Source organism: Vibrio sp. T9, from assembly GCF_003123985.1.
Lineage (GTDB): Bacteria > Pseudomonadota > Gammaproteobacteria > Enterobacterales > Vibrionaceae > Vibrio > Vibrio diabolicus.
Genome location: NZ_NIGY01000007.1, coordinates 351,513 through 376,193 on the forward strand (window position 1 = coordinate 351,513; position 24,681 = coordinate 376,193).

Sequence of the window (24,681 nt, forward strand, 5' to 3'; positions counted from 1 at the left end):
TATTTCTTATTTATGAAAAAGGCTTGCCACTGGCAAGCCTTTTTCTTTATCGAAGCAACGTTTAATAGAATGTGGTTCCTTCTCCAGCTCGAGTAAGCAAACCATCACACGGTGCGTAACGATCGCCATACTTCGATGCAAACTCATTCATTTTCTCAACCAGTTCTTTAATGCCAAACTGATCCATATAACGGAATGGACCGCCCAAGAATGGAGGGAAACCAATGCCAAATATTGCACCAATATCACCATCACGTGGCGAGCGAATGATGCCGTCATCCAAACAACGTACCGCTTCATTCAGCATTGGTAGTACACAGCGCAACGCAATATCGTTATCGCTCAGCTTAGATTCAGGATCGAGCTTAAGCAGCTTGTAGATAGATTTATCGACTTCTTTCTTCTTACCTTTGTAAGTGTAGAAACCTTTCCCGCTCTTACGTCCTTTGCGACCGTCATTCAATAAGATATCGAACACGTCAGGGCCTTTGAATCGCTCACCTAACTCGTTGACTAGAATCGGCATGATCTTCGCGCCAATGTCGACACCGACTTCATCCAGTAAGGTAATCGGGCCGACAGGGAAACCAAAATCAAGCAACGCCGTATCAATCTTTTCGATCGGTTCGTTAGCCAGCAGAATATGCGCCGCTTCGTTCATGTATGGCGCAAGAATGCGGTTCACGTAAAAGCCCGCTTTGTCTTTCACTACGATCGGGGTTTTACCTTGCTTTTTAGCAAGTGCAACGACTGTTGAAATGGTTTCATCTGAGGTCGTTTCATGCGGAATCACTTCCACCAACGGCATTTTTTCTACCGGGCTGAAGTAATGCAAACCCACTACGTTTTCTGGACGCTCCGCTTTTTCTGCAATTTTGTGGATTGGTAACGAAGAAGTATTAGTCGCAAAGATGGTTTCCGGCTTGGCATTCGCTTCAATATCCGCCACCATTTTTTGTTTAAGATCTAAGTCTTCAAAAACGGCTTCAATTACGACATCAATATGATTAAAGCTGGTAAAGTCGACACCGCCAGACAGTTGCAACATTTTCGCTTGCAGATCGGCTTTTGATAGAATGCGACGTTTACGCTGTTTCTCGAATAACTTGTAGTTATAGTTGAGTGCGTTTAGAACGCCATCGTTGCTGACGTCTTTGATGCGGACAGGCACCTTCGCTTTTGCAACAGACACATGGCTGATTCCTGCGCCCATCAAGCCACCGCCAAGCACGCCAACTTTATGAACTGGCGCGGGTTTCGCATCCGTACCATTTTCTTTCTTCATTTCCGTTGTCGCAAAGAAGATAGAACGAAGCGCTTTTGACTCTGAGCTCATCACAAGCTCACCGAAGCGTTTCGCTTCAAGCTCTTGTCCTTGGGCGAAACCTTTCTCTAAACCATGCTGAATAACGTCTAAAATCGCGACCGTTGCTGGATAGTTACCACGAGTTTTCTGATTGGTTTTCTTCGCTGCCTGTTCAAACACAAACTTGCGCCCTAACCCGCTACCCGACATCACTTTTTCTTTCGTCGATAGCTTTTTCGTACCCTTGTTTTTACCTTTGTCGATAAACTGTTTAGCTACGTCGAGCAAAATGGTGTCTGGGACACAGGCGTCAACCACACCCAGCTTTTTAGCTTTCTTTGCGCGAAGCTGTTTACCCGTTAAGATCAAGTCCAGTGACGGTAACAGGCCAATCAAACGCGGCAAACGCTGCGTACCGCCAGAACCTGGCAGCAATCCAAGCTGTACTTCTGGTAGGCCTAAACGCGTTTTATCTGAATCCGTACAAACACGATAATCACATGCAAGAGCAAGCTCTAAGCCACCGCCTAAACATGGACCGTGAATAGCGGCAACCACAGGATATGGTAAGTCCGATAGCTGCTGGAATAGCTCTTGACCTTGCCTCGCTAATGCTTCTGCTTCACTTGCGGTCGTGCACGCTTCTAGCATGCGAACATCGGCCCCCGCGACGAAGTTGTCCGGTTTTAGGGAATGAATGATCATCCCTTTGATGCCACTGGCGTCTTTTAGCTGAGCAAAGATTTCTTTCATTTCATCAGCAAAAGCCACCTGCAGCGTATTCATTTTTTCATTAGGAACATCAATCGCTAACCAAGCAATATTTTGCTCATCAACCTTTAGACTAAATGCTTTTTGCTCGCTCATTACTCAACCTCCAGAATCATTGCCGCACCAAGACCACCAGCAGCACATGCGGTATTCAATGCAATACCACCGCCACGGCGTTTTAGCTCTCGTAGGGTTTGCGTCATCATACGTGCACCAGTCGCAGCAAATGGGTGACCATAAGCAATTGATCCGCCAAGCACGTTGAACTTATCCATGTCAATTTCACCGATCGCTTTCGAACGACCTAGATTTTCTTGAGCAAACTTATCTGAAGCAAACATCTTCACATTCGCCAATGCTTGCGCAGCAAACGCTTCGTGCATGTCGATCAACGTCAGATCAGACAGCTCCAAGCCTGTATTTTCTAGCACTTTCGCTGTGGCATAAGTCGGTCCCATCAGCATGTCCTTTTCCACACCGATCGCTGAAAATGCGTAGCCGCGGATGTAGCCAAGAATCTCCATGCCAAGCGCTTTCGCTTTACCTTCGCGCATCAACATCACTGCCGCACCACCATCAGTCAGTGGCGTACTGTTAGCTGCCGTAACACTGCCATACTGGCGATCAAAGGCAGGTCGAAGTTTCGCGTACCCTTCTACGGTTGAGTCGTGACGGACATTGTTGTCTTCCGAAATCCATTTTTTGTATGGTTCGGGAAAAGCCGTCATCACTTCACCTTGGATCTTACCTTCTTTCCAAGCTTGGGAAGCCAGCGTATGAGAGCGATGTGCAAGTGCATCCTGCTCTGCACGAGAAATACCATGCGTCTTCGCCATTTGCTCCGCAGTTTGTCCCATCGACAAGCCCGTCGAGTACTCGGCTACTGCAGGAGGCACTGGCATAAGGTCTTTAAAGCTCAAGTTTTTGAGGATGCTAAGCTTCTGACCCATTGTTTTTGTCTTACTTAGAGCAAGCAGATTAGCGGCCAGTTTCTTAGAGACGCCAATAGGCAAGACGGAAGAAGAGTCTGCACCGCCAGCAATACCAATATCGATGGTTCCCGCCATGATGCTTTCTGCGACATTAACCGCCGCTTGAAAACTCGTCGCACACGCTCGAGTCACACTGTAAGCATCAGTATGGATGTTCATACCGGTACCTAACACGATTTCTCGTGCGATGTTTGGCGCTTCAGGCATTTGTACTACTTGTCCAAATACCACTTGTTCGATTAGCTTCGGATCAATATCTGTTCGAGCAAGCATTTCGCTTACTACCATTTTCCCTAAATCGACCGCTGGCACTTGGCTAAATTCCGTGCTTTGACGAGCAAAGGGAGTTCGAAGCCCCGCGACAATAGCGACACGCTCACCATTGCGTGTTTTTACTTCCTGCTTGCCCATTGTTTCTCCTTAAATACAAGAGGTCTGACCTGATGCATTGTAATGAATTTGTTAAATTTATCAAACATGCGTTTAAATAAACGTGAAGCAAGTAGATCAATTACTCTACTTCTTTGATTCTTATGCGATTAATAATGATTAACTATAGAGAGTTAAAACGGTAAGAGGTATATGGAAGGTAAAATCGAAGCAAAAAAAAACCACACATAACTGTGTGGTCGGAATATCTATAAAACAATTAACTTACGCCAATTGAAAATTAATCAGTTTCCTGATTAGGAGAAAGTAAAGTCAGCCTTCAAAAGGAAGTGTCATCTTGCTCAACATGTTAGTCGCAATGACTAACGAGATGACAAGATGTACTATAACCCCTTCACTGCTTGATATTTTGAAATAGATCAATTTTATAGTGATTTTACGAGCTTTAAGCACATCTAAAAGGCTCAGCGATGCAAACCTATTCAAAAATTCACCGCTAGCAGTCTCTTTTTATGTCCCATCGAATGAACTTATCCAAACCATTGATTACTAATGATGATATTGTTAACAATCTTTACCAATTCATGTTCGATGATATTTGGCATTTGCGTATACACTTTTAAGTAACCACATAGCTTATTGTGTCAGAGGTTATCTACGACACACGCTCAACCGAAACCGCGAGGCTATTGAAAAGTAAAGTCATGCTCAGAACAAATAAAAAACTCACAGAGCGAGGATGGAGGCTCCTGTGGCCATATTAAAAATGTTTGGAAAGAAAAATTCCAACAGTCCGGTCAACTCTGATATGGACAAGCAAAGAAAATACGAAGCGCTCGTCCGAGGATACCATCGTGACTTATATCGCTACGCATACTGGTTGTGCAAAGATAAAGCGATAGCGGAAGATCTAGTTCAGGAAACCTGTCTTAGAGCTTGGAAGTCACTCGATAGTCTCCAGGATGAAAAAGCAGCCAAGTCTTGGCTCATCACCATATTGAGACGAGAAAATGCGCGCCGCTTCGAACGTAAACAATTTGATTTAGTTGATATCGATGATTACGGCAATGATGCTAAAGTCAGCGATGACCCACATCATCAGCAAGAATGGCTGCAAGCGCAGATCATGAAACTCGATGTTGAATACCGCGAGCCTTTATTTCTCCAAGTTGTCGGTGGCTTCAGCGGAGAAGAGATTGGCGACATTCTTGATTTAAATAAAAATACAGTGATGACTCGATTATTTCGCGCTCGTAATCAACTCAAAGAGATGTTGGATTCTCAAGATACTAAGAGAGGACAAAAGAATGGATGATTTAGAATTTCGTCGTCGTATTTTGTCGGATCCAAAACAAAAGGATGAAGAGATTCTGCAAGCTTTAGCTGGTAGCGACACCAACAATAAGTTTGTTGATGACGTTTTGGATCTCGACGTAAAAATTAAACAAGCCATGAATGTGGATGTACCTGAAGATCTCGCTGATAAGATTTTATTTAGTCAGACGTCGAGTGCACTTGATGAAGAGAAGGTCGTCAGACCACACTTTGTGCGCAAAGCAATGGCACTTGCCGCTTCTATTGCGTTCACCGCAGGATTATTAGTTGGTCAAGTAAACTGGGGAAATGTTTTGGTTTCTCCAGCACAAGCCAGTTTAGCGGATACCGCGATGAAACACGTTATTCATGAAGAACCTTTTGTTCGTTATCTTGATGAGGATGTACCGAGCTCGCAAATTAATGCGAAAATGTCGCCATTTCATTACCAGTTTAGTGAAAGCTTTCCATATCACGTTTACTACCTAAACCACTGCGGTTTTGGCGAATCCAATGCGGTGCATATGGTATTCCAAGGTCCAAAAGGTAAAGTAACGTTATTTATTACTGGTATTCCAAGCGAACAAAGTACCGACTTTAGTAAGGATGGCATGACCGGAATCGTTCAGCCCGTCGGGAGTTCAAGCTTAATTTTAGTCGGTGAAGAAGGTGAAAATATTGATGCTATCGCTACGACTCTTGCATCAATGATTAAACCGATGTAATAACTTCGACGATTTCCAGCATTCGAAAAGTTAAATGCCGCTAAATGATCTTATTTAGCGGCATTTTTGTATAAATAGGCCACAAAACATTCACCGCCACTATTGCATTTAGAGCTTAAACTCTAATTTATGCACTTTAAGTGCAATTTCCCGTCTTTTAGACATCATTTCTTTCATTTTTATTCAATTTTATTCAATGGTCGGATTTGTCCAAGCAACTATTGATACTACTATCTGCGCCACTGAGCAAAAGCTCAATTTATCGTCCAAAGAGACGAATCTAATAAGGAAAAACAAATGACTCAGAACACGCGTCTGTTTAAAAAGACTCTCCTAGCAGTAACGGTAGCTTTTGCCTCAGGTCAATCGATGGCAGCGGGTTTCCAAATCAACGCTCAATCAGCAACTGGCATCGGCCGTGCATTTGCTGGTGATGCAGTAATCGCAGATAACGCCGCGGTAATGGCTCGTAACCCAGCAGCAATGGCTCTATTTGATAAAATGGAACTTTCGCTAGGTTTCGAAAGCATTACTTCAATGATTGAAGTGAAAGATGCGAAATATAACGTTAATACTCCTTTGGGTTCTAGTACTGTAAATGTTGCTGACACTGATGATGTGGGTGATACGTCAATAGCTCCAAACATTCACCTAATCGTTCCAGTAAATGACAAGTTTGCATGGGGCGTAAACGCATACTCTAATTTCGGCACTAAAACTGAATTTTCAGATAACTATACCGCAACCGAGTACGGTGGTCTTACGGATGTAAAAAGCTTCAACTTTGGCTTTGCGGGTTCTTACCGTTTAAACGAACAATGGAGCTTTGGTGCTGGTTTAGATTTAATCTACGGCCAAGGCACAATGAAGCGTACAACTAGCTCTTCAGTCCCACGGGTTGGCGGTCAAAAAATTCTGGACGTAGATAAAGCTGATGGTTGGGCTGTTGGTTTCAACGTTGGTACTGTGTACGAACTAGATGAAAACAACCGTTTTGGTCTAGCGTATCGTTACAGCCCTGAATTTACAGCAAAAGACGACAAAGGTCAGGAAATCACGCTACCTCTACCAGATATGGCCGAGTTTTCTGGTTTCCACAAAATCCAAGACACTAAGTTTGCTGTACACTACAGCATCCAATACATCGGTTGGAAAGATTTCGACCAAATTGATTTTGAGAACCTAAATCAGGGTTTACTTAAAGGTGGTTACTCGAAAGACTATCAATGGCAAGATGGCTGGCACTACGCAATTGGTGGTACTTACTACCTAAACAACAACTGGACACTTCGTGCTGGTTACATGTACGACACAAGCGCTCAAGATAAAGTAACGTCTATCTCGGTACCAGATTCAGATCGCCAGTGGTTCTCAACAGGTTTCTCTTACCATATTGATAATAGATCAAACATCGATTTTGGCTTCACATACTTGTTAGGTGAAGATGTAAAAGTTAATGAGAATACTCAATTAGCTCCTGGTCTTTCTACCGGTGTAACAGCAACAACTCATGCTGACGCAATTCTATTCGGCTTACAATACAGCCGTAGCTTCTAAGCGCTTCGCTGTTAGTTAGTAGAAAAATACTTTATATAAAAGGCTGGATTTCCAGCCTTTTTTCATATCTGCGATTTATTGCCCACTCAATTTGAGTGAACACGTGTATCTAAATCTCACAATTAGGACGCACAGCTGTTCGCTGAATTCCATTTACAAGCCCTTCACAGTTAGATTATTAAACCACCCAAATAACACTTGAAAGCATAATATTCCAAATGACTGCTTATGCTGGATTTTCATTTCTAAAGTAAAAACTCTACCTTTAAACTTTCGTCCCACGTTATAAACAAATCAGCGAACATTCGAATGAAAACCAACAAGACTCTTCTATCAACAGCAGTGGCATTAAGCCTACTTGGCACAACGGGCATGGCTAACGCAGCAGGTTTCCAACTTGCTGAATATTCTGCAACAGGCCTAGGTCGAGCATATGCTGGTGAAGCAGCAATGGCTGACAACGCAAGTGCACAATGGCGTAACCCAGCAATGCTAACTTATTTGGAAGGCACTCAAGTGTCCGTTGGTGCAATCTATGTGAACCCAAATATTGATATTGAAGGTGATGTAAACTTCCACGGTAGTACTTCTTCTGCATCTTCAGATGATTTCGCACATGATGCAATCATTCCAAACTTCTACCTATCACACCAATACAATGAGAAATTCGCGATTGGTTTGGCATTTGGCACCAACTACGGTATGGAAACCGATTTAGGTAAAGGCTTTGGTGCATCACACTTCGGTAACGAAGCAAGCGTAACGACAATGGAAGCGAACTTAAACGCAGCTTACAAAGTCAATGAATCAATCAGCGTTGGTGGTGGTATCCGTTACATCATCGGCGAAGGCAGCTTTGGCGCAGCAGCTCCTAAGAATAACGTTGTAGGAAAGCACCCTTTAACTGGCGATCCTATCAGTGTTCCTCAAGGTACCGCTCTAAAATACATGGAAGGTGACGATACCGCTTGGGGCTGGCAAGTTGGTACTGCATGGCAGATCAATGAAAATAACCGTATCGGCTTCGCGTACAAATCTGAAGTTGAACTGAAGCTTGAAGGCCATGCTGAAGGTCTAGGTTTTGGCTTCGGTACTTCTGAGCTTCCACAACTACGTGACAACGGCTACATGTACCTAAACCTGCCTGCAACGGCTGAGTTGGCAAGCTTCCACCAAGTAACAGACCAACTTGCGTTACACGCAAGCTTTAACTGGACGGATTGGAGCTCTTTCGAGAAATTGGAAGCACGCCTAGATACCGCTGGCACGCATATGGTTAAAGTAGAAAACTGGGAAGATAACTACCGCTTTGCTGTTGGTGCCACTTACCAGCTTGATCCTAAGCTAGCGCTACGTACTGGTATTGCATACGATACTTCAGCGGTAAGCGACAAAAACCGTACGATCACTATTCCAGAAACTGACCGTACTTGGCTAAGTATTGGTGCAACGTACGATTGGACAAAAGACTTCAGCCTAGACGCTGGCTTCACCTATATTTTCGCGAAAGACGCACCAATCGTTGAGTCTCGTGGTTACAAGTCAGACGACGCTGCAGAACAAGTCGGCGGCCAATTCGTAGGCGAAACTACGGGTAATGTTTGGCTAATCGGTGTTCAAGCAAACTACCGTTTCTAACCAAACAGCAAAAATACAAAAAAGGCTTAGCATCAGCTAAGCCTTTTTTTATTTGTATATTGTAAAGAACAGCGCTTAAAAGTCTTCTAGGTATTCGTCTAAATACTCTTCTTCTTCGATGTTAACTTCTTCCACCGTTTCAACTTCTGCTTTAAAGTTTTGACGCTGAATATAAACATCGCGAGTAAGAATATATGGATCCGGCGACGAGTCTAACTGTGCTTCTTGCGGTACTAATAAAGCACGCTTCTCCATGCCTTCAAACGCCCACTTACCCAAACTCGCCCAGAAGTTGAGGTAAGAGAGGGGTAAATACGTACTATCTACGGTATCTGTCACTTCACGTAAGGTATACGGGCCATAACCTGGAATCATGAAGTAAGGGCCATTTCCAACACCATAGTGGCCTACTGCATCACTGAACGCTTTCTCGTCGTATTTCGTAATACCCGCGGCACTTGCAATATCGAATAAACCGAAAATACCAAACGTCGAGTTAATCCAAAAACGGTTAAAGTGGTCCACGGCTTTCGTGCCGTTACCCATGACTAAGTTATTAACCATGCTGGCTGGCTCATCTAAGTTCGACAAGAAGTTAGCGATACCGGAACGAATAGGAACTGGCGTGTATTCCACATACGCAAGTGATACAGGACGAACCAAATACGGATCTAAATATTCGTAGTTGATTTCCCACATGGTTCGGTTAAAGCCTTCCAACGGGTCATACACATCAGAAGTCGTTTGATTTGTTTCTTGTCCTGTTACTGCTTCATCAGGCGCACTTGAACAGCCAACCAGTCCAACTGCAAGCAGTAACAAGAAGGTAGATTTACCCTTGTTATACATTTTATTTTCCATAACGACTATTAATGTACCTAAGTCACCCCGATTAACCATTGTACGTATGTTGAGCAGGATACATAGTAAAGATGACTCAGATATGGGAATAAATAAAGGCCAGCAATCGCTGGCCTTCGGTATTCTACTCGATCGTTTAGAGTCATACCACTAAAGGCAACTGACTCTACCTCGTTGTCATGTTTCAGAGACAGATGTTAACAATTAATACTGCTGATCAATGGTCACTTCTACTGGTGCGCCAAATTCAACGACGTCACTTTCTCCGTGCCAATCTTGATCACGCGTTGCTACGTTACCGTCAGAATCTACACGCACACGGACGATTAGCTTATCGAGTGAAGATAACTTTTGCCCTTGCATCATGGCATTGCCATCATCTAATACGACTGTGCGAGGGAAAGTACCTAGCGGATAACGAGCAGCAGCCACAGGCATTGGGGAGCCATCAGAACGATGTACTGACACAATGAGAACTGCGTTTGGATCCAACTGAGCATTTGGTGCCACATCAATTGTCACAGCTACACTCTTATCCGGTGAAACCGCTTCGCCCATTTGCTTACGAGCACTCTCAATACTGCGTGACAACATCTCGTAGCGGCTATCTTCTGGACCAATCATTTGCTGCATGATTCCCCAGTACTTGATGGCTGCCGGGAAGTCTTGACGCTCAAACGCATCGAACGCTAACAAAGAAAACACACGCAGATCGACATAGTCTTGCTGCATCAGCTTGCCAAGTAATGAGCGAGCCGTCGCTTGATCCATTTCCTCTTGAGACAGCATCAGAGCTTGTGCATAACCCAACATCACATCAGGATCTTTGGGCTCTAGGCGATATGACTTTTCCATCGCATCGATAGCAGTCGTGACATCACGATTTGCTAACGCAATACGACCTAGCAGTAACCAACCTGTCGAGTCTTCCGGCTGGTAATGTAAGCGAGTTCGAAGGGCTAGAGTCAAGTCCGCCATTTCGTCGTCGCTCAACGGCTCAGAAGAAGCCGACATCAGCTTTTTCGATAACTCAGGTAGATTAGCAGACACTTCTTGCCACTGAACAATATCTTCTGACGCGCCAAATTTATAATACAAACCATAGCTCAGCACCACCGTCAGAATTACCGATGGAACTAAAACCGCGATTGGGGAAACCTTGGTTTCTTTTTGCGCTTTATCACCAGGGATATCGTCAAGGAGAGACTGCTTTAGATCAGAAATCAGTTCGTCTTCGCTTTCAACCAGGCCTTCGTCAGTTTCTTCTGCAAGCTCAGATAGTCGGTCTTTATAAAATGCCTTGTTGAGCTCATCGCGTAACACATCATCATTGTTCGCTTTTTGTTTAAGCAGCGGCAAAGCCACCAGCGCACAAGCAATAAGCGTAAGAGCAACGGTGGAAATCCAAAATAGTGTCATTACTTCTTATCTCCGTTGTTCTCTTCTTCAAGCAATGCTTTTAAACGAGCCTCTTTTTGCTCATCCCATTGCTCGTCACTGCTCGCTTTTACCTTAACTTTAGATTTACGGCTGCGAAGCACAATCAAACCAAAACCACCCAGCACTACAGCGAGTGGCCCTAGCCACAAAATCGCAGTCGCGACCGTAAATGGTGGGTTGTAAGTCACGAAGTTACCGTAACGGGCGATCATGTAATCAACAATCTCATCTTTGGACTTACCTTCTTTGGTCATTTCGTACACCTTATGGCGTAAGTCTTGAGCAAGTTCAGCGTTAGAATCCGAGATCGTGTTGTTCTGACATTTAGGGCAACGGAGCGTATGGCTTAGCTCTTTGAACTGCTGTTCTTGTTCCAAGTTATCGAACTCGTACACTTCAATGGCCGCGTGAGCAGCAAGAGATAATGTCATGGCAGCAAAAACTGCAAGGATCAGCTTTCTCATTGCTTCGCCTCCTCAACCAATTTGTTGTAAAGCGGCTCCAGTGTTTCTGACCAATTACGTGGGTTTACATCCCCTACATGGCGATAGCGAATCACACCATTTGCATCAATAATGAATGTTTCTGGAGCACCATAAACGCCAAGGTCAAGGCCAAGCATACCACTGCCATCAAATAGGCTGATCAAGTACGGGTTGCCGAGATCATTCAGCCAACCTATTGCTTTATTACGATCATCTTTGTAATTCATACCGATGATCTTAACGCCCTTACCCGCCAATTCGTTTAGGTATTTATGCTCTGCATAACACGTTGGGCACCACGTTGCCCAAACGTTCAAGAGCAACGGTTCACCTTTAAAAATTGATTGGTCGTACTGTTTTCCAGGCTCAGCCAGGTCTTCTAAATGAAATTCAGGAACTGGCTTGCCAACCAAAACCGACTCCAATTTAGTTGGATCATCGCCCTCTTGGTTACGCATTAATTGGGTTGCGAAAATGCCCGCTAGAATCATGAAAGCGACAAGCGGAATAAATAAGATTTTCTTATTCATGTTATGCCTCCTGCTCTTTTGACTTCGCGTTTTTCTTCGGCGATTTACGGAAGCGGTAGCGTTTATCAGAAATCGCTAGTGCGCCGCCTAATGCCATAATCAAAGAGCCAGCCCAAATCCAACGAACGAACGGTTTATAGTAAATACGAACAGCCCAAGATCGGTTGTCGTCTAAACGTTCACCCATTGCAATGTATAAGTCGCGGCTAATACCACGGTCAATGGCAGCTTCAGTCATCATAGACTTAGCCGTACGGTAGAAGCGCTTCTCAGCGTGAAGCGTATTCACGTATTTGCCATCATGTGTGATCTCAAAATCCGCGATGTAGCCATCGTAGTTTGGACCATCTTTATCACGCAGGCCTGAGAAGTAGAAATCATAACCTTGAATTTGGAAATGTTCGCCAGGTGCTAAACGTACATCACGCTCGATGCTGTAGTTCTGTACCATCGCAATACCGATAACAGATACCGCCAGACCAACATGACCCAACATCATCGCCCAGTGGCTACGCTGCAGCTTGCGAACGCCTTCACTAAAGCTATGACGGTGCGTTGCACGCTCATATAGTTCAAAGCCATGCATTGCAATAATCCAAATCGCCATTACCCAGCCAATGTAAGCCATGGTTGAGAAGAAGTCGGCAAACAGGAACACGCATACCGCAGCCAAGGCGAAAGCAAGCACACCTGAAATGAGCATTGGTTTCACAAGTTTAGATAAATTGTCTCGCTTCCAACGGATAAGTGGACCAATACCAAGTAGGAAAGCAAATGGCATCATCAACCACGCAAACAGCATGTCGAAAAATGGCGCACCGATAGAAACCGACCCCAAACCAAGCTGCTTATGTACGAGCGGCAACAGTGTCCCCACTAACACCACAACAAGTGCTGCGATAAGTAATACGTTGTTGGCTAAGAGCGCGTTTTCACGAGAGACTAAGTCGAAGTTACCTCGTACACGCACTGCCGCCCCTTTCACGGCAAACAGCAGTAAAGAACCACCGATAACGAAAACTAAGAAACCTAGAATAAACATACCGCGCGACGGGTCAGACGCGAACGCGTGCACCGATACTAAAATACCGGAACGGACTAAGAATGTGCCCAACAAACTCAACGAAAATGCAGAGATTGCCAATAGTACCGTCCACGCTTTAAATGTGCCGCGTTTTTCTGTCACGGCAAGAGAGTGCATTAATGCGGTACCCGCTAACCAAGGCATGAATGATGCGTTTTCTACTGGGTCCCAGAACCACCAGCCACCCCAGCCAAGTTCGTAGTAAGCCCACCAAGAGCCTAGTGCGATACCGAGTGTTAAAAATACCCATGCAGCGGTTGTCCAAGGACGAGACCAACGGGCCCAAGCCGTATCAAGGCGTCCAGTCATTAGGGATGCGATCGCAAAAGAGAAGGCAACCGAGAAACCAACGTAGCCCATGTAAAGCATTGGCGGGTGAACAATCAAACCAGGGTCTTGAAGCAGAGGGTTCAAATCACGTCCGTCAACCGGGAAGAAAGGCAACGTACGTAAGAATGGGTTTGACGTTAAGATGATAAACAGTAGGAAACCCACTGAGATCATGCCCATTACGGCAAGTACACGTGCAACCGACTCTTGCGGCATACCACGACTGAATGTCGCTACAGCGACAGTCCAAGCAGCTTGGATTAAAACCCATAGCAACAGTGAACCTTCGTGTGCACCCCATACTGCGGTTAAACGGTAGTACCAAGGAAGCTGACTATTCGAGTTGCTCGCTACATACTGTAACGTGAAGTCGTTGGTATAAAATCCCCAACATAAAATGGCGAAAGAGAACAACAGCATCAGGAACATAGACCAAGATAGCGGTCGCGCTGTGTTCATGAGCATGGTGTTATTATTCGATGCTCCCCACAATGGCAATACGCTCAGCAGCACAGCCATTGCAAGCGAAAGAATGAGAGCAAAGTGACCGATTTCAGCAATCATTGGCCGCTTCCTTGTTTCTGTTCGGTGCTGTATTGAAGCGGTTCATGCGTTTTCTTCATCGCTTCTGCAATTTCTGGTGGCATGTATTCTTCATCGTGCTTCGCTAGGACCTCAAATGCCTCAACTGTCGTGGCATCTTTCAGTACACCTTGAGCCACAATACCCTGCCCTTCACGGAACAAGTCAGGAAGAATACCGTCATAAGTAATCGTCACTTTAGGACCGACATCGTGCAGGTCAAAACTCACTTTCAAAGAATTAGGATCTCGACGAACCGAGCCCACAACCACCATACCACCAATACGCAGACGCTGGCCTACTTCTGGCTTGGTGCCATCTGGCTTACCATTAACCAATTCCGTTGGAGTGTAGAAAAGGTCCATATTTTGGTTAAGCGCATAAAGTATCAAACCAATGGTGGCACTAATACCGATAAAGATCGCTAGTACGATACCTAGCCTCTTTTTACGTCTCGGGTTCATAAGGTGTTCTCCATGTTCTTCGCTGCGTCGATACGAGCTTGACGGTCAATTTTTGCTTTCACTTCTTTCAATAATGCATCACCGCGGCGAAGGCTAGTGATCAGAAGAATCAGCATGGATAAGAAAGTAATACCAAACGCACTCCATACGTATGATGCGTAGCCACCCATGGCAAAAAAGTCGCTCAGAGATTCAAAATGCATAATCAATTACCTCACTGAGTTTGTTCTGTTGCGAGTTTGCGCACCCAAGGGCGGTGACTTTCTTTACTGATGATTTCGTTACGAAAACGTACCATCGTCACTGCACCAAAGAAGAACGCAAAGCCAAAGATGTTTAGCAATAACGGCCAAAGCATGTCGGATGAAATAGAAGGTTGTTCAAATTTCGTGATCGTCGCGCCTTGGTGAAGCGTGTTCCACCATTCTACGGAAAAGTGAATGATAGGTAGGTTCACGACGCCTACGATCGCTAAAATACCCGCCGCTTTTGCGGCTGTTTTCTGATCGTCAAACGCGTGATAAAGCGCAATAACACCAAGGTAGAGAAATAGAAGAATCAATTCTGAAGTAAGACGGGCGTCCCATACCCACCAAGTGCCCCACATTGGCTTACCCCAAACGGCACCAGTAAGTAGAGCAATGAAGGTAAATACCGCACCAATCGGCGCCATCGCAAGCGCCGCCATATCAGATAGACGTACTTGCCATACTAAGCCAATAAATGCCGCAATCGCCATCGACATATAAACGCCCATAGACCAAATAGCTGATGGGACATGAATGTAGATGATTCGGAAACTGTCACCTTGTTGGTAATCTGAAGGCGCAAATGCAAGCCCCCAAACCGTACCAACCGATAAGCATACGAGGGCCAATACAGAAAACCAAGGCAGAAACTTACCACTCAAACGGTAAGCGGTTTCTGGCTTGGCATAAGGATGTAGCCATTTCCACATGTTTTGTTCTCACTCTTACTTCAGGGACACTGTCTAAAGGGTTGAGACCGTAGCAGTGCTTTAATAATAATTCTTTGATCAAGCGCCGCTTCATTGGCACTTTATTGAGTTAGTTAACACTAACTCTCAATGCGGCACTAATGGCAAAAGGCGTTAACGTCATCGCTCCCATTAGCATCGCACCTAAAATTGCTAGTTGACCGTTATACGCCATACCAAGCGCGGCGGCATCAATTGCTGATGTTGCGAAAATCAAAATTGGGATGTAGAGCGGAAGAATAAGCAAACTCAAAAGAACGCCCCCCTTTTGCAACCCAACCGTCAAAGCCACACCAATAGCTCCAATAAAACTTAGTGTCGGTGTACCGATCATCAAGGTTAGTACAACAGATAGCCAAGTATTGAAATCGAGCGAAAGTAAAACCGCCAATAATGGGCTAATTAGGATCAGAGGTAACCCTGTTAACAACCAATGTGCTATGACCTTTGAAACCACTACAAGTTGCAATGGAATCGGCATTAGCATCATTTGTTCCAATGCACCGTCTTGAAAATCATCACGAAATAGACGCTCTAATGATAATAAGGCGGATAGCAATGCGGCAACCCAAACAATGCCCGCTGCAATACGTGCTAACAAATTTGGTTCAGGCCCGATACTAAGAGGAAACAGAGTAATAACAATAATAAAGAACCAAAGCGGGTTCAGAATGTCTGCCTGACGGCGAAATGCTATCAATAGCTCGCGGCGAATGATGGTGGTCATAGATGGAATCATATCAATCACCCAACTTTATTTTTCTAAGTTTCGGGCTGTCCGAAAACATATCTTGATGCGTAGTCAACACGACAATACCGCCATTATCAGCGTGACTTGCGAACAAAGATTCAAGCACTTTGACGCCTTGCTTATCGATGGCGGTCAACGGTTCATCTAAAATCCATAAAATTTGCTTACTGAGCCATAACCTTGCTAGTGCCACTCGTCGTTGCTGACCTGCGGAAAGCTGTGCTACAGGCACATCTTCTCGACCAGCTAAACCAACTTGAGTTAAAGCAGTGAAGATTTCTTCGTCAGAAGAGCGGTTATTTTGAATAGATTGGTAAAAACGTAAGTTTTCTAGTGCGGTAAGCTCTCGTTTCACTCCAGTTTGATGCCCTAAGAACAGCAGATCTTGATGGAAAACATCACGAGATTTTTCAACCTCTTCTCCTTTCCACTTAATGATGCCTTCTTCTCTATCACCTAAACCTGTCACAATACGTAGTAACGTAGTTTTGCCAGTACCATTGCGCCCTTCTATCTGGACCAATTCACCAGGCTTAATTTCAAACTGCAGGTTTTCAAACAGGACCCTCTCATCACGGATCGCTGTCAGGTTAGATACTTCTAACATAGAGCTTCAACTAAAAAATGAACGAAGCGCTATATTAGCACAGCTTAGTTATGACAAAACAGGATAAGAGGGCTGGGATGTATGTAAGTTCATGTATTTTTGTTAATTAATCGTCACACTTTAATAAAATTAACTATAAGTAGTTATAAGCTCTCATTTTAACTTGGGGAGCGAGTGCTAAGAATGAAGAGAGCTCAAGGTAACCTAGGGCTGTATTGCAAAAAGATAATTAGTAACCGAACACAAAAAAAGAGGCTTATCGCCTCTTTTTATCGCTTTAAAACCTTTAGCGTCGACGACGTCCACGCGTCGGGTATTCTGCATCATCTGATGGCTGACCGCTTAGTGGTGGAATTTTCTCTTTTCCCGCCAGTTTTTTCTGTAGTGAAAGCATCAATTCCGCTTCAGCTTTTGGCAGTTCACACTCTTCAATGAGCTCATTGATATCTGCACCAAGCTGTACCATTTTAGAAGCTCGACTGTACAAGCGACCATCAGTATCAGCGTGCTCGAGTTCACGAATTCTCTCGTTTAGGTGCTGAATAATGTCTTGTTGTTCCGTTACTTTTTGTCCAAGACCAACGACAACCGAACGCACTTCGAGTAACTGCTTACTCAACTTTTGTACTTCTTTATCTACATGTCGAGACTGTGCTCGTTGCTGGTCTACTTGCTTTTGCAACCCCGAGCGAATGCGCAGTTGCAAAACAACCAACACCAACACGATAAAAGCGACGCCACCCGCAAGGAATGGAACAGATAAAAGAGTCTCTTCAGCCATCATTATTCAGCCCATTATAGGTGAGCCATCTCGTCCCATTCGTCATCCGTTAGGAGCTTGTTCAAATCCACAAGGATAAGAAGTTTGCCGTCACGGTTGCTCACACCTTGGATGAACTTCGCGCTTTCATCAGTACCAACAGAAGGCGTCGTGTCAATTTCAGAAGAACGTAGGTAAACCACTTCTGCCACACTATCTACCAAAATACCAATCACTTGACGCTCTGACTCGATCACAATAATACGAGTATTATCTGTAACTTCGCCTTCCATCAGGCCGAAACGCGAACGCGTGTCGATAACAGTAACCACGTTACCACGCAGGTTGATGATACCCAGAACATAATCTGGCGCACCTGGAACGGGTGCAATTTCAGTATAACGAAGTACTTCACGAACTTGCATTACGTTGATGCCGTACGTTTCTTCTTCTAGCTGGAACGTCACCCACTGAAGAACTTCGTCATTCGATGCATCTTTCTTCACTTCTACTTCAAAAGCTTGAGACATAGTTAATCCTCGTTAATGTCGTTCCCGACTTAAATCTAATTCAGTGATTTGACATCTAAACCGGCGTTTAGCATGTCAATGAGCGCCTGGACATGAATTAAGGCGCACATTTTTTCTTTTACCATGCCCGCTAGCCAAGGGCGCTTACCCGCCTGTTCACGCCAGCGAACCTTGTCGATATTGAGCGTTTCCGTCCCCATTAGTTGGTTACTGGCCAGCCCCCACATGCTCTCTCCAAGCATGACAACGTATTGGTAATTATCTTTGTAACTGTCATCGCGAAGCTTATCTGCCATCACCCATTTCGCGGTATCGACGACATCAAACTGTTGCTCACGATTTGTTTGTAGCCCCAAATACCAGGCGGGCTTTCCTATCAAATGGTTAAGCTCGCTGATGCGATGAATACCACCTAACTCATCAAGCGGTACGGCAAACGTGACATCATTCACATCAAAGTAAAGCACTTGAAAATCTTCACTTCGCTTCGTGCTTTCCCAGTCAGTTGGTATTTCGGAACCTGTTTGTGTCTCGAGCTCGGTATCAACGTTCGATTCTATATTGACATCATGCTCAATCACCGATTGAGGTTCAACCAGTTCTGGCTGAGTTTCCTCAAAAACTGGCGCATCAATCACCCAGTCTTGTATCTCTTCAACTGTTTGTAACTCGGGCGCCTCACTAACGGTTTGTACGTCTGGCTCAGCCGCTTTTATTTCTGCTGCAATATCAATCGTATTTTGTTCAAGAATACTATCAATATCTAACTCGGCTACAGGGTTGCTTGCTTCAAGCTGACTTAATAACCTTTGCACATCTTCCAGATTTGGGGCTTCCAATTCTGGCGGGTACGCTTCTTGAAACTGGTAAGTTTCCGGCTCCGAGTATTGAAACTGCAATTCTGGCTCTGGCTCTGGCTCTGGCTCTGGCTCTGGCTCTGGCTCTGGCTCTGGCTCTGGCTCTGGCTCTGGCTCTGGCTCTGGCTCTGGCTCTGGCTCTGGCTCTGGCTCTGGCTCTGGCTCTGCAGATGATATTTCTTGAGCCAGCAAGTCAAGCTCTTCCTCAAGAGTCGTTGCTTCAGCCTCATCACCCAGTAGCGCATTAAAGTAGTCATCAAGCGCTTGTTCACTGGAAAGCACGTCGTTACTGCTCATCGAACGCTAACCTCTCCAGGTAAATCAGTAACTGTTTATACGCAAACACACCACGACTACCAGATGCAAAATGTGATGCTGGCAAATGCTTTAAACTAGCGTCACGGAACTTGGTATCAATCGGCACCGCAGAGGTCCATACTTGATTTGGGTAATCTTTCTTCAGTTGCATCAATGTCTGCAAAGACGCTTTGGTGCGCTTGTCATACATCGTTGGAACGATAGTCACTTTGAAACCACCCGGACGAGACTTTTGCATAATGGTTAACGTGCGCATCATGCGTTCCAAGCCTTTCATCGCCAAAAACTCGGTTTGAACGGGAATCAAAATTCGGTCACTGGCGGCCAGTGCGTTCACCATCATCACACCAAGAATTGGCGGGCAGTCAATCAACACATAATCATAGTCTTGTGAGACCGCTTGTAGAGCTCGTTTTAAGATCAGCCCCATCCCACTGCGATTCCCCATGACACGATCAAGCGTCGCAAGGGACATATGCGCGGGAATGATATCCATCCCTTCCAGTTTTGTCTCTAGGATTAACGGCCTCACCGTTTCACGAGAGAATGTCTTCAACTGGAATAAATCAAACAGGCTCGAAGTTACTGCGTCAGGATCATAACCAAGATAGGTAGTCAGTGATGCGTGAGGGTCAGTATCGACCATCAGTACGCGATGACCTTTTTGACTCAGCAAACCCGCTAATGTCACTGTTGAGGTGGTTTTACCCACGCCACCTTTCTGGTTAGCTACACTCCAAACAATCATGATGAATCCTACGCTAGGCCAACTTCCACCAACATGCGTTCTGCAATGCGGTCAAGCGGTAAATCTTCTGAAGAAATGCCTGCTTTAGCAACAGCTTGGGGCATACCATAAACAACACAACTTTCTTCATCTTGAGCCCAAATAGTTGAGCCTGCAGACTTCAACATACGAGCACCTTCACGACCGTCTGCACCCATGCCAGTCAGCACTAAAGAGAGTACTTTGTCACCGTATACTTTGGCTGCAGAACCAAAAGTCACATCCACACATGGTTTGTAGTTCATGCGGTCGCCGCCATCAATGATACGAAGACGAGCAGCCCCCGCTCGACCATCCACCATCATTTGCTTACCACCTGGAGCAAGGTATGCCACACCAGGCTGTAAGACATCGCCGTCTTGGGCTTCTTTCACTTGAATCTTACACAAGGTATTCAAACGGCTAGCAAATGCAGCAGTAAAGGTTGCTGGCATATGTTGGATCAACACGATCGGATGCGGGTAGTTCATCGGTAAACGCGTCAGAATTTTTTGCAAAGCAACCGGACCACCAGTCGACGTGCCAATTGCGGTCAGTTGATACTTCTTACCAGAGGCTCGGAACTTTGCCGCAGCCGGTCGAGCAGGAGCTGGAGTCGCTGGCGAAGCCGTTCTTGAACCTAGTGGACGAGCTGCCGCATTGGTACTCGCAGCAGCACGAGTGATTGGTCGACGCATAAAAGCGCGCTTCGAAGCAATCTGAATAACTCGTTGCTGAAGCAGTGACACCGCTTCTTCGCGGTTACGTGCGATGTCTTCAAACTTTTTCGGTAAGAAATCCAATGCGCCCGCATCAAGCGCATCAAGCGTGGCTTTCGCCCCGTCATGAGTCAGGGACGAAAACATTAGGATTGGCGTTGGAGCCGCTGCCATGATTTCACGTACAGCGGTAATGCCATCCATCACTGGCATTTCAATATCCATCGTGATGACGTCCGGTTTAAGAGATTTGGCTTTCTCAACCGCCTCTCTGCCATTTACCGCAACGTCAATCACTTCTAGGCGCGATTCTGAGTTGATGATTTCGCTCACGCGACGTCGAAAAAAACTCGAATCATCAACGACTAGTACTTTAATCGCCATCTTATTCCTTTTAATAACGTCAGCTTTGCTTAAAGGCGTGAAGCCGCAGCATATCGCTTAAGTAAATCAGGCACATCTAGAATTAATGCAATATGGCCATCGCTAGTGATTGTTGCACCAGCCATGCCCGGAGTGCCTTGCAATAGATTATCGAGTGGCTTAATAACCACTTCTTCTTGACCAATAAGCGTATCCACAACAAAACCAACGCGCTGGTTACCGATCTGTACAATAACCACATGACCGTGACCAGTACGCTCTTCGACGTTTTGTGATTTGGATGCTAACCAGTTCTGTAAGTAAAATAGCGGGATAGATTTTTCACGCACAATGATCGTCAACTGACCATCTACCACGTTTGTGCGACTCAGATCCAAGTGGAAAATTTCGCTCACAGATGCCAGTGGCAGCGCAAACGGATGACCGCCAACACCAACCATCAGTGTTGGTAGGATCGCAAGCGTCAGTGGTACTTTGATAGTGATCTTAGTGCCTTTCCCTAGCTCAGAATCGATATCGATTGAACCATTTAAGGTGTTGATCGCCGTCTTAACCACATCCATGCCAACGCCACGGCCAGAGATGTCAGAAATTTTATCTTTACTTGAGAAACCTGGCGCAAAGATAAGGTTGAAGCACTCTTTGTCTGTTAAACGGGCCGCCGCATCTTCGTCCATCATGCCGCGCTTAACCGCGATACCACGCAGTTTGTTCGGGTCCATACCGCCGCCATCATCTACGATGGATAGCTCAATGTGATCCCCTTCTTGTGATGCAGACAAAATCACTTTACCTGTGCGTGATTTACCTGCTTTCGCGCGATCGTCTGGCATTTCAATACCGTGGTCAACCGAGTTACGAACCAAGTGAATCAATGGATCGGCCAATGCTTCTACAAGGTTTTTATCGAGATCGGTTTCTTCACCGCGCATTTCCAGCACGATGTCTTTATTTAAGTTGCGCGCCAAGTCACGGACAACGCGTGGGAAACGGCCAAATACTTTCTTGATTGGCTGCATACGCGTTTTCATTACCGCGCCTTGCAGATCCGCCGTTACGACATCAAGGTTGGCGACCGCTTTGGACATTTCTTCATTGTCGCTGTTCAAACCAAGGCTTAATAGACGGTTTCGGACCAATACAAGCTCACCAACCATGTTCATGATGGTATCAAGCGTCGAGGTATCGACACGAACGGTTGCCTCGGCCTGAGGCTTTTTAACCGCTGGCGCTTTCGCCTCTTCTTTCACCGCGACAGGTTTAGATTCTGGTTTTGGTGCTGGAGCCGGAGTTGGCGCTGCTGGTGCTGGTGCTGGCTTAACCGCAGGCTCAGGTTTCGCAGGGCTTTCCTCTACGTTTGCTGATGCCGGCTTCGTTGCCATATCCAGTTCTTCCAACGTGGGACCTTTGCCCGCACCATGTAGCTCGTCGAGTAACTTTTCGAACTCTTCGTCCGTCATTAAGTCACTATCTTGATTTGCTGACGATGCAACTGGCGCAGCTGGTTCTGCCGCTTTAGGAGGTCCTACTGGTGCAGATGCTGCAGCCTCTGCCGCTGATGGACTTTTGCCAACGCCGTGAAGTTCGTCAAGTAGACGTTCAAATTCATCGTCAGTGATATCGCCACTTTCAACTGATGGCGCACTTGATTGAGGGGGCTCTGATGGCGTTGTTGGTGTCGCAGGTTCTGAAGCGCCTGGAGCTGAGCCTTTACCATGAAGTTCATCCAGCAGCTTTTCGAATTCGTCTTGGGTAATTTCATCAACAGAGCCGACACTTGACGCTGGCGCGGCAGGTTCTTCAATAACAGGCTCAGGAATGACAGGTTCAGGAGTAACCACTGGTTCTTCAACCACGGTTGCAGCGACTTCATCTTCTGATTCAGGTTTACATAGACGATGAAGTTCTTCAAGAAGGGCAGGATCCGCAGCTTCCAATGGTTCACGATCTTGAACGGCTTGGAACTGGGTATTGACCGTATCCAACGCTTTTAGCATCGTATCCATTAAGTTTTGCGTGACCGTGCGTTGGCCGTTTCGTAAAACGTCGAACACGTTCTCCGCACCATGACAAGTATCGACTAGCTCTGCCAAAGACAGGAAGCCAGCACCGCCTTTTACGGTGTGAAACCCGCGGAAAATTGCATTAAGTAAGTCTTTGTCTTCTGGGTTATTTTCCAATTCAACCAACTGCTCAGAAAGCAGTTCGAGAATTTCCCCAGCCTCAATGAGAAAGTCCTGAAGAATATCTTCGTCTAAATCGTAGCTCATACGTTACCTTTAAAATCCAAGACTGGACAACAAGTCATCGACTTCGTCCTGCGATGAAACCGCATCTTCTCTCAGTTCTGGATGAAGAATCGGGCCTTCGGCTTCGCTTGTTTGTGTATTCTTTTTATCTGCCGGTTCTGACAAAACTTGAATGTGTTCTTCAGGTTTATTTCCAGAGAATACGGTTAGGATTTCCACTAAGCGGCCTTCTACTTCATTTACCAACGTAATTACGCGGCGAATAATTTGGCCAGTTAGGTCTTGGAAGTCTTGCGCCATGAGAATTTCGGTCAATTGACCACGCAACTCAGTGCTATCACCTTCGACTTGAACTAATAGCTCGTCGATTCGGTGACAAAGTGCTTTGAATTCGCTTAATTCGATGCGCCCGTGCATGAGTTCATTCCATTGAGGACGAACTTTCTGAAGGCAATCATGCAGGTTGTCAGCGATAGGAAGGCAGCAGTCGACTGCATCCATCGTTTTGTTGGCTGCTAGCTCTGTCTTCTCGATCACATAATTAAGACGATCCCTTGCGTTAGGGATTTCGTCTTTCGCAATTTCGGTCATGCGCTGATCGAGACTGAACTGCTTGAGTGATTCGTGAAGGTCTCGAGTTAAGGCTCCAATTTCTTGCAGCATTGGATTCTCGGCACCTTCGTAGATCGAGGCAACAAGCATATTGGCTTGGTCTTGTTCCCCGTTTTCTAGCATTTGAACGAGTGACTTCGCCTGCTCTAGTGAGATCATTCTGAATAGACCCTTTTACGTTTAGTTCTTCTTATCACTTTAAAAACGCTAAACGAGTCATTTAATAGGTATTTAATAATTGGTATGAATGACTCGAATAACAAAGAGAAAAAGAGAGAGTTATAAACGCTCGAAAATTTTATCTAATTTTTCTTTTAATGTTGCAGCAGTAAATGGCTTAACAATGTAGCCGTTTACGCCTGCTTGAGCAGCTTCAATGATCTGCTCACGCTTCGCTTCAGCCGTGATCATTAGAACTGGCAAATGCTTAAGTTCTGCATCCGCGCGGATGTGTTTAAGCAAATCGATGCCTTGCATACCTGGCATGTTCCAGTCAGTTACAACAAAATCGAAGTCACCTTTTTTCAGCATTGGTAATGCGGTTAAACCATCGTCCGCTTCTTGAGTGTTATTGAAACCCAAGTCACGAAGCAGGTTTTTAACAATACGGCGCATTGTTGAGAAATCATCAACAATAAGGATCTTCATGTTTTTATTCAAAA

At 45.4% G+C, this 24,681-nt stretch carries 24 protein-coding genes; 4 read left to right on the forward strand and 20 right to left on the reverse strand.

Annotated elements, in window-relative coordinates; genetic code table 11:
• Positions 1-61 precede the first annotated feature (61 nt).
• Both fadJ and fadI read right to left on the reverse strand, forming a co-directional pair.
• Positions 62-2,173 (reverse strand): fatty acid oxidation complex subunit alpha FadJ, encoded by a 2,112-nt coding sequence (gene fadJ, locus CBX98_RS16555; RefSeq protein ID WP_109169789.1) that lies wholly within the window; start codon positions 2,171-2,173, stop codon positions 62-64.
• Positions 2,173-3,480: an acetyl-CoA C-acyltransferase FadI gene (gene fadI / locus CBX98_RS16560; protein ID WP_109169790.1), complete on the reverse strand. Its 1,308-nt coding sequence runs from the start codon at positions 3,478-3,480 to the stop codon at positions 2,173-2,175. The genes fadJ and fadI overlap by 1 nt, the downstream gene beginning before the upstream one ends.
• A 718-nt stretch (positions 3,481-4,198) precedes the next feature.
• Here fadI and CBX98_RS16565 point away from each other — a divergent pair.
• The 4 genes from CBX98_RS16565 to CBX98_RS16580 all read left to right on the forward strand — a co-directional run bounded on the left by CBX98_RS16565 (position 4,199) and on the right by CBX98_RS16580 (position 8,693).
• Positions 4,199-4,774 carry a sigma-70 family RNA polymerase sigma factor gene (locus tag CBX98_RS16565; RefSeq protein WP_029836529.1) on the forward strand — a complete coding sequence of 192 codons (576 nt, stop codon included), beginning with the start codon at positions 4,199-4,201 and terminating at the stop codon, positions 4,772-4,774.
• A complete protein-coding gene (locus tag CBX98_RS16570) occupies positions 4,767-5,498 on the forward strand; it encodes a DUF3379 domain-containing protein (protein ID WP_109169791.1) in 732 nt (243 codons plus the stop codon). Before CBX98_RS16565 ends, CBX98_RS16570 begins: the two co-directional genes overlap by 8 nt.
• Positions 5,499-5,795: 297 nt before the next feature.
• Positions 5,796-7,055, forward strand: a complete 1,260-nt coding sequence (locus CBX98_RS16575) for an outer membrane protein transport protein (protein WP_109169792.1) — start codon at positions 5,796-5,798, stop codon at positions 7,053-7,055.
• A gap of 309 nt (positions 7,056-7,364) precedes the next feature.
• Positions 7,365-8,693, forward strand: coding sequence for an outer membrane protein transport protein (locus CBX98_RS16580; protein WP_046875549.1), 1,329 nt, complete (start codon positions 7,365-7,367; stop codon positions 8,691-8,693).
• Positions 8,694-8,768: 75 nt separating this feature from the next.
• Here the strand turns inward: CBX98_RS16580 and CBX98_RS16585 are convergent, their stop codons facing one another.
• The 18 genes from CBX98_RS16585 to cheY form a co-directional block, all read right to left on the reverse strand.
• On the reverse strand, positions 8,769-9,542 hold the full coding sequence (locus CBX98_RS16585) for an MlaA family lipoprotein (protein ID WP_005394290.1): 774 nt from the start codon (positions 9,540-9,542) through the stop codon (positions 8,769-8,771).
• A 216-nt stretch (positions 9,543-9,758) separates the two neighbouring features.
• Positions 9,759-10,973: a c-type cytochrome biogenesis protein CcmI gene (gene ccmI / locus CBX98_RS16590; protein WP_109169793.1), complete on the reverse strand. Its 1,215-nt coding sequence runs from the start codon at positions 10,971-10,973 to the stop codon at positions 9,759-9,761.
• The gene (locus CBX98_RS16595) at positions 10,973-11,458 is read right to left on the reverse strand and encodes a cytochrome c-type biogenesis protein (RefSeq protein ID WP_109169794.1); all 486 of its coding nucleotides are present in this window, start codon (positions 11,456-11,458) and stop codon (positions 10,973-10,975) included. The genes ccmI and CBX98_RS16595 overlap by 1 nt, the downstream gene beginning before the upstream one ends.
• Positions 11,455-12,009 (reverse strand): DsbE family thiol:disulfide interchange protein, encoded by a 555-nt coding sequence (locus CBX98_RS16600; protein ID WP_005380518.1) that lies wholly within the window; start codon positions 12,007-12,009, stop codon positions 11,455-11,457. Before CBX98_RS16600 ends, CBX98_RS16595 begins: the two co-directional genes overlap by 4 nt.
• A gap of 1 nt (position 12,010) precedes the next feature.
• Entirely contained in the window at positions 12,011-13,987 is a 1,977-nt protein-coding gene (locus CBX98_RS16605) for a heme lyase CcmF/NrfE family subunit (protein WP_053808770.1), read from the reverse strand.
• Complete coding sequence (gene ccmE, locus CBX98_RS16610) at positions 13,984-14,469, reverse strand: cytochrome c maturation protein CcmE (protein ID WP_005380516.1); 486 nt, start codon at positions 14,467-14,469, stop codon at positions 13,984-13,986. Before ccmE ends, CBX98_RS16605 begins: the two co-directional genes overlap by 4 nt.
• Entirely contained in the window at positions 14,466-14,672 is a 207-nt protein-coding gene (gene ccmD / locus CBX98_RS16615; protein ID WP_005380515.1) for a heme exporter protein CcmD, read from the reverse strand. The genes ccmE and ccmD overlap by 4 nt, the downstream gene beginning before the upstream one ends.
• A gap of 11 nt (positions 14,673-14,683) precedes the next feature.
• Entirely contained in the window at positions 14,684-15,427 is a 744-nt protein-coding gene (locus CBX98_RS16620; RefSeq protein ID WP_005394301.1) for a heme ABC transporter permease, read from the reverse strand.
• A gap of 109 nt (positions 15,428-15,536) precedes the next feature.
• A complete protein-coding gene (gene ccmB / locus CBX98_RS16625; RefSeq protein WP_006741714.1) occupies positions 15,537-16,205 on the reverse strand; it encodes a heme exporter protein CcmB in 669 nt (222 codons plus the stop codon).
• A gap of 1 nt (position 16,206) precedes the next feature.
• Positions 16,207-16,824, reverse strand: a complete 618-nt coding sequence (ccmA, locus tag CBX98_RS16630) for a cytochrome c biogenesis heme-transporting ATPase CcmA (protein ID WP_012841536.1) — start codon at positions 16,822-16,824, stop codon at positions 16,207-16,209.
• A 286-nt stretch (positions 16,825-17,110) separates the two neighbouring features.
• Entirely contained in the window at positions 17,111-17,605 is a 495-nt protein-coding gene (locus CBX98_RS16635; RefSeq protein WP_046875563.1) for a DUF2802 domain-containing protein, read from the reverse strand.
• A 14-nt stretch (positions 17,606-17,619) separates the two neighbouring features.
• Positions 17,620-18,114: a chemotaxis protein CheW gene (locus tag CBX98_RS16640; protein ID WP_005380507.1), complete on the reverse strand. Its 495-nt coding sequence runs from the start codon at positions 18,112-18,114 to the stop codon at positions 17,620-17,622.
• A gap of 35 nt (positions 18,115-18,149) precedes the next feature.
• Positions 18,150-19,268: a chemotaxis protein CheW gene (locus CBX98_RS16645; protein ID WP_109169795.1), complete on the reverse strand. Its 1,119-nt coding sequence runs from the start codon at positions 19,266-19,268 to the stop codon at positions 18,150-18,152.
• Positions 19,258-20,037 (reverse strand): ParA family protein, encoded by a 780-nt coding sequence (locus tag CBX98_RS16650; protein WP_006741712.1) that lies wholly within the window; start codon positions 20,035-20,037, stop codon positions 19,258-19,260. The genes CBX98_RS16645 and CBX98_RS16650 overlap by 11 nt, the downstream gene beginning before the upstream one ends.
• Before the next feature lie 8 nt (positions 20,038-20,045).
• Positions 20,046-21,158, reverse strand: coding sequence for a chemotaxis response regulator protein-glutamate methylesterase (locus CBX98_RS16655; protein ID WP_109169796.1), 1,113 nt, complete (start codon positions 21,156-21,158; stop codon positions 20,046-20,048).
• Positions 21,159-21,187: 29 nt separating this feature from the next.
• Positions 21,188-23,428, reverse strand: coding sequence for a chemotaxis protein CheA (locus CBX98_RS16660; RefSeq protein ID WP_109169797.1), 2,241 nt, complete (start codon positions 23,426-23,428; stop codon positions 21,188-21,190).
• A gap of 9 nt (positions 23,429-23,437) precedes the next feature.
• On the reverse strand, positions 23,438-24,178 hold the full coding sequence (locus tag CBX98_RS16665) for a protein phosphatase CheZ (RefSeq protein ID WP_006741709.1): 741 nt from the start codon (positions 24,176-24,178) through the stop codon (positions 23,438-23,440).
• 120 nt (positions 24,179-24,298) lie between these two features.
• A complete protein-coding gene (gene cheY, locus CBX98_RS16670; protein WP_017635949.1) occupies positions 24,299-24,667 on the reverse strand; it encodes a chemotaxis response regulator CheY in 369 nt (122 codons plus the stop codon).
• Between the last annotated feature and the right edge of the window lie 14 nt (positions 24,668-24,681).

Coding starts and splice junctions, on each gene's coding strand:
- ccmB (WP_006741714.1), bottom strand. CDS start 16,205: ATGATTCCATCTATGACCACCATCATTCGCCGCGAGCTATTGATAGCA.
- ccmE (WP_005380516.1), bottom strand. CDS start 14,469: ATGAACCCGAGACGTAAAAAGAGGCTAGGTATCGTACTAGCGATCTTT.
- CBX98_RS16600 (WP_005380518.1), bottom strand. CDS start 12,009: ATGAATAAGAAAATCTTATTTATTCCGCTTGTCGCTTTCATGATTCTA.
- CBX98_RS16655 (WP_109169796.1), bottom strand. CDS start 21,158: ATGGCGATTAAAGTACTAGTCGTTGATGATTCGAGTTTTTTTCGACGT.
- CBX98_RS16660 (WP_109169797.1), bottom strand. CDS start 23,428: ATGAGCTACGATTTAGACGAAGATATTCTTCAGGACTTTCTCATTGAG.
- CBX98_RS16585 (WP_005394290.1), bottom strand. CDS start 9,542: ATGTATAACAAGGGTAAATCTACCTTCTTGTTACTGCTTGCAGTTGGA.
- fadI (WP_109169790.1), bottom strand. CDS start 3,480: ATGGGCAAGCAGGAAGTAAAAACACGCAATGGTGAGCGTGTCGCTATT.
- fadJ (WP_109169789.1), bottom strand. CDS start 2,173: ATGAGCGAGCAAAAAGCATTTAGTCTAAAGGTTGATGAGCAAAATATT.
- CBX98_RS16565 (WP_029836529.1), top strand. CDS start 4,199: ATGGAGGCTCCTGTGGCCATATTAAAAATGTTTGGAAAGAAAAATTCC.
- CBX98_RS16620 (WP_005394301.1), bottom strand. CDS start 15,427: ATGTGGAAATGGCTACATCCTTATGCCAAGCCAGAAACCGCTTACCGT.
- CBX98_RS16605 (WP_053808770.1), bottom strand. CDS start 13,987: ATGATTGCTGAAATCGGTCACTTTGCTCTCATTCTTTCGCTTGCAATG.
- CBX98_RS16665 (WP_006741709.1), bottom strand. CDS start 24,178: ATGATCTCACTAGAGCAGGCGAAGTCACTCGTTCAAATGCTAGAAAAC.
- cheY (WP_017635949.1), bottom strand. CDS start 24,667: ATGAAGATCCTTATTGTTGATGATTTCTCAACAATGCGCCGTATTGTT.
- CBX98_RS16635 (WP_046875563.1), bottom strand. CDS start 17,605: ATGGCTGAAGAGACTCTTTTATCTGTTCCATTCCTTGCGGGTGGCGTC.
- CBX98_RS16645 (WP_109169795.1), bottom strand. CDS start 19,268: ATGAGCAGTAACGACGTGCTTTCCAGTGAACAAGCGCTTGATGACTAC.
- CBX98_RS16650 (WP_006741712.1), bottom strand. CDS start 20,037: ATGATTGTTTGGAGTGTAGCTAACCAGAAAGGTGGCGTGGGTAAAACC.
- CBX98_RS16575 (WP_109169792.1), top strand. CDS start 5,796: ATGACTCAGAACACGCGTCTGTTTAAAAAGACTCTCCTAGCAGTAACG.
- ccmD (WP_005380515.1), bottom strand. CDS start 14,672: ATGCATTTTGAATCTCTGAGCGACTTTTTTGCCATGGGTGGCTACGCA.
- CBX98_RS16570 (WP_109169791.1), top strand. CDS start 4,767: ATGGATGATTTAGAATTTCGTCGTCGTATTTTGTCGGATCCAAAACAA.
- ccmI (WP_109169793.1), bottom strand. CDS start 10,973: ATGACACTATTTTGGATTTCCACCGTTGCTCTTACGCTTATTGCTTGT.
- CBX98_RS16580 (WP_046875549.1), top strand. CDS start 7,365: ATGAAAACCAACAAGACTCTTCTATCAACAGCAGTGGCATTAAGCCTA.
- ccmA (WP_012841536.1), bottom strand. CDS start 16,824: ATGTTAGAAGTATCTAACCTGACAGCGATCCGTGATGAGAGGGTCCTG.
- CBX98_RS16595 (WP_109169794.1), bottom strand. CDS start 11,458: ATGAGAAAGCTGATCCTTGCAGTTTTTGCTGCCATGACATTATCTCTT.
- CBX98_RS16640 (WP_005380507.1), bottom strand. CDS start 18,114: ATGTCTCAAGCTTTTGAAGTAGAAGTGAAGAAAGATGCATCGAATGAC.